Source organism: Candidatus Binatia bacterium (assembly GCA_036382395.1).
Classification (GTDB): Bacteria; Desulfobacterota; Binatia; order HRBIN30; family HRBIN30; genus JAGDMS01.
In genome coordinates, this window is sequence record DASVHW010000281.1 from 17,555 (window position 1) to 29,322 (window position 11,768).

Sequence of the window (11,768 nt, forward strand, 5' to 3'; positions counted from 1 at the left end):
TTCGGCTGCACGCACATGAAATGTCCCTTCTGCCATGACTTGGAGAATCGGGTCATCGATTCCCGACTGAGCAAGGACGGCGACGTCATCCGCCGCCGCCGTGCGTGTTTCCATTGCCAGCGGCGCTTCACGACCTACGAGCGCGTCGAGGAAATGCTGCCGATGGTTGTGAAGAAGGACGGGCGGCGGGAGCTCTTCGACCGCCAGAAGATCGTCAGCGGCCTGAAAAAGGCGTGTGAAAAACGGCCGGTCAGCACCGCGGCCATCGAGCAGACGGCGGATAGGATCGAACAGGCGCTGCAAGAACGCGGCGAGAAGGAAGTGCCGAGCTCCGTAATCGGCGAAGCGGTCATGCGGGAGCTGCACAAGCTGGACACGGTTGCCTACGTCCGCTTCGCCTCCGTCTACCGCTCGTTCAAGGACGTCGGGGAATTCATGCGCGAACTCGAGGAGCTGATCGCTGAACGCCGTGGCCCAGGCCGGCGCAAGCCCCGCCGATCGAGCAGCACGTGAACCCGGCGGGCCACAGCGATGACGCGCGGTTCATGCGCCTGGCCGTACGCCTTGGGCGCCGCGGCCTGGGGCGCACCAGCCCGAATCCGCCCGTGGGCGCGGTCGTCGTCGCCCACGGCGCGATCGTCGGGCGCGGATACCATCGCCAAGCCGGCCAGCCGCACGCTGAAATCGAAGCCCTGCGGGTCGCTGGCCGAAGGGCACGCGGCGCCACGCTGTACGTCACGCTCGAACCGTGCGCGCATCACGGCCGGACACCCCCGTGCACCGAGGCCATCATTGCGGCCGGCATACGCCGCGTCGTTTGCGGTACCCGAGACCCCAATCCATCGGTCCCCGGAAACGGCATGGGGCGACTGCGCCGGGCCGGCATCGAGGTCAACGGCGGCATCGAGCAAGCCGGCTGTGACGAACTGATCGCAGCGTTCCGCAAACACGTGACCACCGGCCGGCCCTGGGTGACGCTAAAACTTGCCGCCTCGCTCGACGGCCGCATTGCGACGGCCGGCGGTGAATCGCGCTGGATCACCGGCGAGGACAGCCGGCGCTTCGTCCACCGTCTCCGCGCCGAACACGATGCCGTATTGGTCGGCGCCGAGACCGTCAGAGGCGACGATCCCGAGCTCACCTGTCGCCTGCCCGGCGGCCGCAACCCGCTGCGCGTCATCCTTGACGGGCGGCTGCGCCTACCGCTGCGCGCCCGGGTGCTGACAAACACCAAGGCAGCCGCTACCCTAGTGGTCACTGGCCGGCAGGCCTCGGCGACCAAAGTTCGGCGTATCGAGAATCAGGGTGCTAAGGTGTTGCGCCTGTCCGACACCGCGGGGCGGATCGGCATGGCCCGGGTCCTGCGGGCACTGGGGCGGCAGGGCATCATGTCCGTGCTGATTGAAGGAGGGGCAACGGTGGCGGCTGCGGCCGTCGCTGCAGGCGTCGTCGATCGGGTGCTGATCTTTTACGCACCAAAGCTCATCGGCGGCGATGGACGGCCAATGCTGGGCTCGATCGGTGTACGCCGGCTGGCCAGCGCCCCGCAGCTCGGACGGCCGCGGGTGACACGGTTTGCGGCGGATGTTTTAGTTGCTACAGAGATAGTGGCGCACGATGACAACTCAGGCGATTGACGCAGCTCTGGAAGAGACTCGCAACGGACGGATGGTAATCCTGGCCGACGGGGCGCAGGGTGAAGCCCAGCTCTGCATGGCCGCTGAGCTGGTCAAAGCCGATGCCGTGAACTTCATGGCCACCCACGGCCGCGGGCTGGTGTGCCTGTGCCTCACCCAGCAACACATGCGCCGGCTGGGTATCCCGCTGATGGTTCCCGACACGTTCGGCAGCCGACGACCGTTTGGCGCGTCGATCGAAGCCCGCCGTGGGGTGAGTACCGGTATCTCCGCCTCCGATCGCGCCACGACCATCCAGACCGCCATGACCGAAGGGACGGGGCCGGACGATGTCGTCATGCCGGGGCACGTCTTTCCCATCATGGCGCGCGATGGGGGCGTGCTCGTCCGCGCCGCACTCACTGAAGCTGCCGTTGATCTGGCACGTCTGGCCGGGCTCAAGCCCGCGGCCGCCGTCTGCACGGTGCTCAACGATGCGGGCACGTTGGCGACCCGTGAGGATCTGGACGTGCTGGCAGGACGGTTCGGCCTGACAATCGTTGAGGTGGCTGACCTGGTCGCGCACCGCTTGCGGCATGAATCCTTGGTGCGCCGGGTGGCCGACGCTCCCATCACGACCGCCCACGGGGGCAAATTCCGCACCGTCGTCTACCGCAACGACCTCGATGGACATGAACACATTGCGCTGATCAGAGGACGCATCCGTGCCAGCCAACCGGTGCTGGTGCGGATTCACTCACAGTGCCTCACCGGTGACGTGCTCGGCTCCGAGCGCTGCGACTGCGGCGATCAGCTACGCAAAGCGATCGAACTGATCCACGCTGCCGGTAAAGGCGTGTTGGTCTATATGCACCAAGAAGGCCGCGGCATTGGGTTGGCCAACAAGATCCGGGCCTATGCGCTCCAGGATCAGGGACGTGACACGGTGGAAGCGAATCTCGAATTGGGCTTCAAAGACGACGGCCGGGACTATGGCCTCACGGCGCAGATCCTGCGAGATCTGGGCGTCGCGAAAGTGCGCTTGCTGACCAATAATCCGAAGAAGATCGATGGCCTCACCCGTTACGGCATCGAGGTCGTCGAACGGCTGCCGATCGAGATCCCGCCGCACCAGGGCACCATCCACTATCTCCGCACCAAGCAGCAGAAGCTGGGCCACCTCTTCAGCGGCCTCAATCCCGTGAGCCGACCATGAGCCTGCCGAAACCTCACAACGCTCAGCTCAATGCCGAGACGCTGCGCATCGGCATCGTGATGTCCCGTTTCAATAGCGTGGTCACGGACCGGCTGCTGCAAGGTGCCCTGAGAGCCCTACGGGAATGCGGGGCAGCTGAAGAGCGCATCGAGGTGGTGCAAGTTCCCGGCGCCTTCGAAATCCCGCTGGTTGCCGACTCGTTGGCTAGTGGCGAGAAGTGCGACGCGCTGGTCTGTCTGGGCGCAATCATTCGCGGCGAGACCCAGCATCATGACTATCTCTCCCGCGCGGTTACCGATGCGCTGCAGCAGCTGCAGCTCGCGCGTCACATTCCCATTGCCCTCGGCATTCTCACCACCGAAAACGTGGAGCAGGCGCTGCAGCGCGCCGGGGACGACCGCGGCAACAAGGGGTTCCAAGCGGCACTCACCGCGGTCGAAACCGCCAATTTGCTGAAGAGACTGGGATGAAGCTTGATGTATGGCCTGTTTTGGCAGATGGCGTGTGGCCTATGGCATATGGTTCTCTGCTATTCTGCGGGCAACGGACACGACACAGGCCACAAGCCATAGGCCATAAGCCATACGCTGTATGCCGTACGCCATGAGCCATCGGCGCCAGGCGGAGCCTCGCTAATCATGGGTGCACGCCGCAAGGGACGAGAGCTGGCAGTACAGGCCCTCTACCAGATCGAATTGTCTGGAGAGTCGTCGGATGCCACGCTGCGCCCGTTTTTTGAGAACGCCGATGCGGGCAGCCGCGCCAAAGAGTTTGCCGCGGCGCTGGTTGATGGCGTGCGCGCACACCAGGCGCACTTGGACGAGCTGATCTCGCAGGCAAGTCAGCACTGGCGCTTCGAACGCCTGTCGCGTGTCGACCTCAACGTCCTGCGGGTTGCAGCGTACGAGTTATCGAAAACACCCGAGGTGCCGACAAGTGTGGTGATTGACGAAGCCATCGAGATCGCGCGCCGCTTCGGCACGGAGGAGTCGGCGGAGTTCGTGAACGGCATTCTCGATCAGATCGCCGGCCAACTCGGGGTGAGGGAAGACGCGAGCCAACGGAGTACAGGTGGAGATGGATGAGCGGTACGATCCTGCCGTGATCGAGGCGAAGTGGCAACGGCTCTGGCGGGAACGCCGGACCAATACGGTCGATGTGCGGGCGGTGCAGCGACCGTACTACACATTGATGATGTTTCCATACCCGTCGGCCGAGGGGCTGCACGTCGGTCATGCCTTTGCGTTTCCCGGGGTCGACATCCACGGCCGATTCCGGCGCTTGCAGGGCTTCGACGTCTTCGAACCCATCGGCTTCGACGCCTTCGGCATTCACTCGGAAAACTACGCCCTCAAGCTCGGTAAGAATCCGAAGCAGCTGATCCCGACCACCATCGAAAATTTTCGGCGCCAACTGAACCGCCTCGGCTTGATGGTCGATTGGGAACACGTCGTCGACACGACTTCCCCCGACTACTACCGCTGGACGCAATGGATCTTCTTGCAGCTGTACAAGAACGGACTGGCGGTCCGCAAGAAAGCCCCAGTGAACTGGTGTCCGGTGTGCCAGACTGTGCTGGCCAACGAGCAGGTCATCGATGGCGAGTGCGAGCGGCATGCAGGCACGCAGGTGGAGCAGCGCCTCACGGAGCAGTGGTTTTTCACCATCACCAAATACGCCGAACGGTTACTCAAGAACCTCGATTGGATCGACTGGTCGGAAACGACCAAGACGGCGCAGCGCAACTGGATCGGACGTTCGGAGGGTGCGGAGATCGACTTTCCGCTTGCCGCCGCACCAGAGAAGACGATCCGGGTGTTTACCACACGGCCCGACACCGTGTTTGGGGCGGCCTACATGGTCATGGCGCCGGAACATGCCTGGGTTGACGAACTGGCGACGGCGGAACATCGCCGCGCCGTGGCCGCCTACCGCGAGCGCGTCGCCAAGATGGACTTGGTGTCGCGCCGCGCCGTCAAGGAGAAGACCGGCGTGTTTACCGGCGCCTACGCCATCAACCCCGCGACCCAGACCCGCATCCCCATCTGGATCGCCGACTACGTGCTGGCGGAGTATGGAACCGGCGCCGTCATGGCGGTGCCGGCGCACGACCAGCGCGACTTCGACTTTGCCCAGGTGTTCGACCTGCCGATCATTCGCGTGATCGCGGCTGAAGGCGAGACGGCCGACACGCCGCTGGCGGCGGCGTATGACGGGGACGGGCGGCTGGTCAACAGCGCGCACTTCAACGGCACGGAGGTCGAGGCGGCAAAGCACGCCATCACGGAATGGCTGGCAAGTCGGGGGGCGGGCCAGGCACGCGTCGAATACCGCTTGCACGATTGGTGTATCTCGCGTCAGCGCTACTGGGGTCCGCCGATCCCCATGATCTACTGCGAGCAGTGCGGCATTGTGCCGGTACCCGAATCCGATCTGCCGGTGATGCTACCTGACATCGAAGACTTTCGTCCCAACGCCAGCGGTGTCGCGCCGCTGGCCCGTGTGCGCTCGTTCTACGAGGTGGCGTGTCCGCAGTGCGGGCATATGGCCCGGCGCGAGACGGATGTCTCCGACACCTTCCTCGACTCCGCCTGGTATTTCTTGCGCTACCCGTCCACCGCACGTCACGACGTCGCCCTGGACCCGGAGCTCACCCGCAAGTGGCTACCGGTGGACACGTACATCGGCGGCAACGAACACGCGGTGCTCCATCTCATGTACTCGCGTTTCATCACCATGGCCCTGCACGACCTCGGGTTCCTGGACTTCGAGGAGCCCTTCAAGCGCTTCCGCGCCCATGGGCTGATCATCAAAGACGGCGCCAAGATGTCGAAGTCGCGGGGCAACGTCGTCAATCCGGATCAGTACCTTGATCAGCATGGGGCGGACGTGTTCCGCATGTACATGATGTTTCTCGGGCCGTACCAGGACGGGGGGGATTTCCGCGACGAAGGCATCGCCGGGACCCGGCGCTTTCTCGATGGCGTGTGGCGCCTCGTGCGTGAGCACGACGCCAGCGCGCGCGCCTCCGAGGCGCTTCTGCGCGCCACCCATCGCGCCATCAGGAAGATCCAGGACGACCTGGAACAGCTGCACTACAACACTGCCATCGCCGCCTTGATGACCCTCTCCAACGACATCAAGCGCTGGGGTCCCCCGGACACCTGGGTGATCGAAGCCCTGCTGCTCATGCTGGCGCCGTTTGCGCCGCACATCGCCGAGGAACTCTGGGAGGCACGGGGACACACCACGAGCATCTTCGCCGCCCGCTGGCCGCAGTTTGATGCAGCCCTGACCATAGAAGAGAGGGCCGTGATCGTCGTACAGGTCAACGGCAAGGTGCGGGGGCGTATCGAGGTGCCGCGAGACGCTTCCGAGGAATCGGTGCTCGCCGCCGCCCAGGCGGATGCAGCCGTGAAGGCGCAGATCGATGGCAAGCCCATTCGTCGGCATGTGGTAGTGCCGGGGCGCCTGGTCAACCTCGTGGTGTGAGTGTGCGCCGCGCCCTTCTTCTAGTGGTGTTCGCGCTCGCAGGGTGCGGCTACCACTTCGCCGGCGAAAAGATCGGGCTCCCCGACGATATTCACTCGCTCAGTGTCGGCACGATCGTCAACCGCTCCCGCGAATACGGCTTGGAGAAGACACTGGCATTTACCATGGAGCGCGAGATTCACGAACGCGGGCACTTCCGCATGACCGAGGATCCCGCGGATGGAGATGCCGTGTTGACTGGAACAATTCGTGACCTCCGTCTGCAGCCAGTGGCGTTCGATGCAAACGACCAGGCGGTAGAATACGAGATCAAGATCGTCTTGGAGTTCATCCTCACCCGCCGGAGCGACGGCCATGTGTTGTGGCGCGTCAGCGCGCTGCAGGAGACGGATGAATATAGCGCCAATGCCCGTGTCGTCGTGACCAGCTCCTCGCAATTCCAGCGCGGCACGCTCAACGCAGCTGACCTGCAGAACCCCCAGTTTACCCACATTCAGCTTGCCGAGACCGAGCGCGCAAACGCCATTACGCGCGCGCTCAACCAGGCGGTACGAGACGCCTACAACCAAATGGTCGAGAATTTTTGATCCACGGCTAGGCGCCCGGCATTCGTCGTTGGACCTTCTTCATGAGCGCAGTGGTTGAGTACCCGCGGGCGAACGGAAGGGATCGTACCGTACCGCCGCGGGCATGTACGAGGTCGGCTCCGACGATTTGATCAGGCTGCCAGTCGCCACCCTTGACCAGAATGTCCGGCTGCAGCGCTTTGATCAATTGGTATGGCGTGTCGTCGGAAAAGACCGCAACGTAGTCGACCATCTCCAAAGCCGCCACCACTTCGCAGCGGTCTCGCGCTGAAACCAAAGGCCTCCCCCGCCCTTTCAGGCGACGGATCGAGTCGTCACTGTTCAGTGCCACCACCAGGACATCTCCCAAGCGCTTGGCAGCACGCAAATAGCGGACGTGCCCCGGATGAATGAGGTCGAAACAGCCGTTGGTGAACACGACGCGCTTGCCACTGCCGCGCGCACTCTTGATACGACGCTTCAGTTCCGACAGTGTCAGGAGTTTTCGCATAGCAGCTCCATAGTTCACTGCCCCATCCACCGCAAATCCCTCCTCCACCGGGGCAGATCAGGAGCGGGGTGGTGTCAATCGAGGGGGTTACATGCTGTGGCAATCGAGACACAGTTGCCTCTGGGTGTCGCGCAGCAGCCAGCGGTCGCGGACTTCCTCGTTATGTACGTCATGGCAGGATGCGCACTCCATGCCGGCGGAACCGACCTGCGTACCATGAACAACCCTTTCGCCGGCTGTGGTAAACAGCTTTACGGCACTTGGCGCCGGCACGAAGTCTCTCAGATCCACATGTCTCCCGGTCGTCACGCCGTTGTACGTTCCGGGAACGCCCCGGTAGGGATACGGAATCCCGCCGGGTGCGTGCCGTTCAGGTCTCCTCCTATGGCGATCTTCAGGCGCCTGGCATCGAGCTTCGCTACGACGGCAGCAAAGCGGCCGGTTCCTGTCCGGTTCGCGACCTTGGTGCCACGGGCCCACAGCGGAACTGTCCCACTGTCATCAGTGTAAGCGCCAGCGCCCGCAGCCGAGGCCACCTGATATGTGTCGTTGGTCGCGACCACATCTCCATGGCAGCCGAGACAAATCTTGGAGGATCCAGCCCATGTCGTGAGGTTGGTGGGCAACCGCGTTCCAGACTCGGTGACGTTGGACCAGAAGAAGCTCTGCGTCGAGAGCCTCTGGCTCCAGGAAAACAGCACGCTCATGATACTCGGGCTTGGCTTGCCGATGCCATCGTCGAAATGACAAAAGGCGCACGCGTCAGCCGCCCCACCAGACGGCAACACCATTCCTGGCACTTTGGTGAAATCATGTGGGCTGCCAATGATGCCGGAGCCGGGGACGGTGTCCGCCCGGACGGTTGGCGACATCACAACGATCCAAAGGACAATGGCGAGCAGCCGCATTCCTGTCGCGCGTTTCATCGGGCGCCAGCCCTTCTCCTCGGTTCGGCTCAGCCCAGCTTCAGGAGTCGAGACCGAAGCTTCTGATTTGTCATCTCGCGCAACCGCTGTGCCTCAAGCGCCGGGCACACCGCTACGCCGGTTCTGAACGCTGATCTTTTCTATGATCCGAAAACCGGGAACGGGCCGGCCGAGGTGGTCTTTTGCCTAGACAGAACCCGTCGGCTGCGGACAGCGGCGCTGGAGCCGCTGCTGCGCAAGGATATTGGGCTGCGTTCTTACGGTGTGACAGAAAGCAGGATCATGTACGCGGCTTCGGCTACGCAGAGCGACGGACAGGCACTAGCCCGTCACTCGGTGCTGAGCGCGTTATCCCTTGAGCCGCCGCGTCAACGCTTCGTTCTCCTGCCAGATCTCCCGCGGCATCCGGTCGCCGAATTTGTCAAAGAACTCCCGTTGCCAGGCTACGGCTTCGAGCCAGCCCTCCCGGTCGACCGAGAGTAGATCCTTCAGCACTGCGGGCGAAATATCGATACCGTCCGTGTCGATGCCCTGCGGCAGCGGCAGAAAGCCGATCGGTGTCTCGACCCCAGGGACCTCTCCATGCACGCGGCCGATCACCCACCGGAGGACACGCAGGTTTTCACCGTAGCCGGGCCACAGGTACTTGCCCTCCGGGCTCGTGCGGAACCAGTTCACGCGGAAAATCAGCGGCGGCTGCTTGATGCGCTTGCCCATCTCGAGCCAGTGGCCGAAGTAGTCGGCCATGTTGTAGCCGCAGAATGGCAGCATGGCCATCGGGTCACGGCGCACAACACCGACCGCACCGGTCGCCGCCGCCGTTGTCTCGGACGCCATCGTGGCTCCGAAGAACACGCCGTTCGGCCAGTTGAATGACTGGGACACCAGCGGCACCAGAGTGGCGCGGCGGCCGCCAAACAGGATGGCCGAGATCGGCACCCCGTTCGGGTCCTCCCAACGCGGCGAGATCGCCGGGCATTGGCTTGCCGGCGTCGTGAAGCGCGAGTTGGGATGCGCGGCCTTGGTAGCGCTTTCCGGCGTCCAAGGCTTGCCCTGCCAGTCGATTGCCTCGCGCGGCGGAGCGCCGTCCTTGCCTTCCCAGTACGGCGTGCCCTGCGGCGTCAACGCGACGTTGGTGTAGAGCGAGTTGCGCTTGATCGTCGCCATGACGTTCGGATTGGTCTTGTAGTTCGTCCCTGGGGCCACGCCGAAAAACCCGGCCTCCGGATTGATCGCCCATAACCGGCCGTCGCTGCCGACATGCATCCAGGCAATGTCTTCGCCGACCGTGAACACCTTGTAGCCTTTCTGGCTCGCGGGCGGCACCAACATCGCCAGGTTCGTCTTCCCGCACGCGCTGGGGAAGGCCGCGGCAATGTAGGTGGTCCGTCCGTTCGGCTCCTCGATGCCGACGATCAGCATGTGCTCGGCCAGCCATCCTTCTTGACGGGCCATGTGGCTGCCCAGGCGCAAGGCGAAGCATTTCTTGCCGAGCAGAGCGTTGCCCCCGTATCCTGAACCGATCGACCAGATGAGCCGCTCTTCGGGAAAATGGACAATGAAGCGGCGCTCGGGGCTGAGATCGCCCAGTGAGTGTAGGCCCTTGACGTAGTTGTCCGAGGCACCGAGCCGGTCAAGTGCGGCCCGACCCATGCGGGTCATGATCCGCATGCTGGCTGCGACGTACGGACTGTCGGTGATCTCGACACCGATCTGGCTATACGGCGAAGTGACCGGCCCCATGATGTAGGGCACCACGTACATGGTGCGGCCCTTCATGGCTCCGGCAAAGAGCTTGCCCACCTTTTCCTTCGCCTCGGCCGGCAGCATCCAGTTGTTGTTGGGCCCGGCGTCCTCCTTCTTGGAGGTGCACACGAAGGTCAAGTGCTCCGTTCGGGCGACGTCGCTGGGGTCGCTCCGGTGCAGATAGCAGCCGGGATACTCCTTTTGATTCAGTTCGATCAGGGTCCCGGTTGAGAGCATGTCCGCAATCAGCCCTTGATACTCGGCTTCAGAGCCGTCACACCAGGACACTTTCTTCGGACGAGTGATTTCGCAAGATTCGTCTACCCATTGTTCAAGTGGAGTTGGCATGGCGGTGATCTAACCAACTGCAAGGCCGGACGTCAACGCGGGGACCCGGAGTTCAACTAATACCATGCAACAGGGCAGGTGTTCGCTGGCCATGCGAACTTCGGCGAGCACCGGAACTGCCCGCGGCCATTGTAACCTCGGCCGAACTAGTGGTAGACGCCTGGAACTGCTCACGGCGCATCAAATCGAGAGGCACGGTCGCGCCGGGAAACGGCACAAATTCGGAAGGTGAGGAATCAGATGACAAAGGCACGGTTCGCGAATCGCGTTGTGTACATCACTGGGGCTGGATCGGGGATGGGTCGCGCTACCGCGAAGCTCTTCGCCGACGAGGGCGCCAAGGTCTTCGGGGTCGACGTAAACGAACAGGGCGTGAAAGAGGTGGTCGCAGAGATCCGCGCCGCTGGTGGCACGGCAGATGGCGGCCACTGTGACGTCGCCAGCATGGCGTCGGTGAAGAAATCCATCACCACGGCGGTGGCCACATTCGGCGGCCTGAACATCTTGGTGAACGCGGCGGGTGTTGGCCGCTCGATCCATTTCGAGGAGATTGACGAAAACGAATGGCGTCGCGTCCTGTCGATCAACCTCGACGGGGTATTTCACACGACCAAGGTGGCCATGGAGCATTTGCTCAAGAAGCCGGCGGGCAACATCGTCAACGTCGCTTCGATCGCCGGCATGCGGGGGCAGGCATACAACTCGCATTACTCTGCGTCCAAAGCGGGACTGATCAACTTCACGCGTGCCATCGCGCTGGAGTTCATCGGTCGCGGGCTGCGGGCCAATTGCGTCTGCCCCGGCGGCGTCATCACGCCGATCCTACAGAACTTCGTGCCGCGTGAAGATTTCGAGCCCTCGGTCATGGGCTACTACATGCCGCCGGTTCCTGGCCTGATGGGAGAACCGGAGGATATCGGGCACGTCATCACCTTTCTCGCTTCGGACGAAGCCCGCATGCTCAACGGGGTCACCCTGGCGGCGGACTTCGGTGTGACGGCATAGTCTCCAGTCGCACTCCGCACCATCCTCTCGGGCCTCCGATAGCCTGCGCGGCGCGGAGCCCGAGGGGTTTGACGGGCGCTTGGTCTAGCGTCTTGTCCTTCGCCCGAACAGCACCAAGCCGAGACCCAACACCACCAGCACTGAATCGACCGAGGGCGGCTCGGCAGGGACCACCTCACAGCCGCTCGAAGGCGGGGTTGGAGACTTGTGCCCCGTTGGGGTTGGGCGTGGGGTGCGGGTGATCGTTGGCGGGGGCGGAGGCGTCGGCGTTCCCGGACCAACGGTATCGGTCGGAGTGGGTGGTGGCAGCGGCGTTGGAGTCAGTGAACCAACGGTGTACGT

General features: G+C 63.4%; 11 protein-coding genes. 8 read left to right on the plus strand and 3 right to left on the minus strand.

All coding sequences use genetic code 11. The features are described 5' to 3' along the window. Positions 1-15: 15 nt before the first annotated feature. The 7 genes from nrdR to lptE all read left to right on the plus strand — a co-directional run bounded on the left by nrdR (position 16) and on the right by lptE (position 6,911). Positions 16-513, plus strand: a complete 498-nt coding sequence (gene nrdR / locus VF515_13135) for a transcriptional regulator NrdR (GenBank protein HEX7408581.1) — start codon at positions 16-18, stop codon at positions 511-513. Next, on the plus strand, positions 510-1,637 hold the full coding sequence (gene ribD / locus VF515_13140; protein ID HEX7408582.1) for a bifunctional diaminohydroxyphosphoribosylaminopyrimidine deaminase/5-amino-6-(5-phosphoribosylamino)uracil reductase RibD: 1,128 nt from the start codon (positions 510-512) through the stop codon (positions 1,635-1,637). The genes nrdR and ribD overlap by 4 nt, the downstream gene beginning before the upstream one ends. Before the next feature lie 31 nt (positions 1,638-1,668). Next, positions 1,669-2,832: a GTP cyclohydrolase II gene (ribA, locus tag VF515_13145; protein HEX7408583.1), complete on the plus strand. Its 1,164-nt coding sequence runs from the start codon at positions 1,669-1,671 to the stop codon at positions 2,830-2,832. Further along, positions 2,829-3,302 carry a 6,7-dimethyl-8-ribityllumazine synthase gene (gene ribH / locus VF515_13150; GenBank protein HEX7408584.1) on the plus strand — a complete coding sequence of 158 codons (474 nt, stop codon included), beginning with the start codon at positions 2,829-2,831 and terminating at the stop codon, positions 3,300-3,302. Before ribA ends, ribH begins: the two co-directional genes overlap by 4 nt. A 168-nt stretch (positions 3,303-3,470) precedes the next feature. Next, positions 3,471-3,917, plus strand: a complete 447-nt coding sequence (gene nusB / locus VF515_13155; GenBank protein HEX7408585.1) for a transcription antitermination factor NusB — start codon at positions 3,471-3,473, stop codon at positions 3,915-3,917. Continuing rightward, complete coding sequence (gene leuS / locus VF515_13160) at positions 3,910-6,324, plus strand: leucine--tRNA ligase (GenBank protein ID HEX7408586.1); 2,415 nt, start codon at positions 3,910-3,912, stop codon at positions 6,322-6,324. Before nusB ends, leuS begins: the two co-directional genes overlap by 8 nt. A gap of 2 nt (positions 6,325-6,326) precedes the next feature. Then, positions 6,327-6,911, plus strand: coding sequence for an LPS assembly lipoprotein LptE (lptE, locus tag VF515_13165; protein HEX7408587.1), 585 nt, complete (start codon positions 6,327-6,329; stop codon positions 6,909-6,911). 7 nt (positions 6,912-6,918) lie between these two features. Here the strand turns inward: lptE and rfaE2 are convergent, their stop codons facing one another. From rfaE2 to VF515_13180, 3 genes are all read right to left on the minus strand, one after another. Beyond that, the gene (rfaE2, locus tag VF515_13170) at positions 6,919-7,401 is read right to left on the minus strand and encodes a D-glycero-beta-D-manno-heptose 1-phosphate adenylyltransferase (GenBank protein HEX7408588.1); all 483 of its coding nucleotides are present in this window, start codon (positions 7,399-7,401) and stop codon (positions 6,919-6,921) included. 305 nt (positions 7,402-7,706) lie between these two features. Continuing rightward, positions 7,707-8,327, minus strand: a complete 621-nt coding sequence (locus VF515_13175) for a hypothetical protein (protein HEX7408589.1) — start codon at positions 8,325-8,327, stop codon at positions 7,707-7,709. 348 nt (positions 8,328-8,675) lie between these two features. After that, a complete protein-coding gene (locus tag VF515_13180; GenBank protein HEX7408590.1) occupies positions 8,676-10,421 on the minus strand; it encodes a phosphoenolpyruvate carboxykinase (GTP) in 1,746 nt (581 codons plus the stop codon). 240 nt (positions 10,422-10,661) lie between these two features. On the opposite strand from VF515_13180, the gene VF515_13185 reads away from it, so the two are divergent. Beyond that, positions 10,662-11,426, plus strand: coding sequence for an SDR family oxidoreductase (locus VF515_13185; protein HEX7408591.1), 765 nt, complete (start codon positions 10,662-10,664; stop codon positions 11,424-11,426). The last annotated feature ends 342 nt before the right edge of the window (positions 11,427-11,768 follow it).

Bases quoted from the DNA above. Each gene is read 5' to 3' on its own strand.
- nrdR (HEX7408581.1), top strand. From the start codon at position 16: ATGAAATGTCCCTTCTGCCATGACTTGGAGAATCGGGTCATCGATTCC.
- ribA (HEX7408583.1), top strand. From the start codon at position 1,669: ATGGTAATCCTGGCCGACGGGGCGCAGGGTGAAGCCCAGCTCTGCATG.
- ribH (HEX7408584.1), top strand. From the start codon at position 2,829: ATGAGCCTGCCGAAACCTCACAACGCTCAGCTCAATGCCGAGACGCTG.
- nusB (HEX7408585.1), top strand. From the start codon at position 3,471: ATGGGTGCACGCCGCAAGGGACGAGAGCTGGCAGTACAGGCCCTCTAC.
- leuS (HEX7408586.1), top strand. From the start codon at position 3,910: ATGGATGAGCGGTACGATCCTGCCGTGATCGAGGCGAAGTGGCAACGG.
- rfaE2 (HEX7408588.1), bottom strand. From the start codon at position 7,401: ATGCGAAAACTCCTGACACTGTCGGAACTGAAGCGTCGTATCAAGAGT.
- VF515_13175 (HEX7408589.1), bottom strand. From the start codon at position 8,327: ATGAAACGCGCGACAGGAATGCGGCTGCTCGCCATTGTCCTTTGGATC.
- VF515_13180 (HEX7408590.1), bottom strand. From the start codon at position 10,421: ATGCCAACTCCACTTGAACAATGGGTAGACGAATCTTGCGAAATCACT.
- VF515_13185 (HEX7408591.1), top strand. From the start codon at position 10,662: ATGACAAAGGCACGGTTCGCGAATCGCGTTGTGTACATCACTGGGGCT.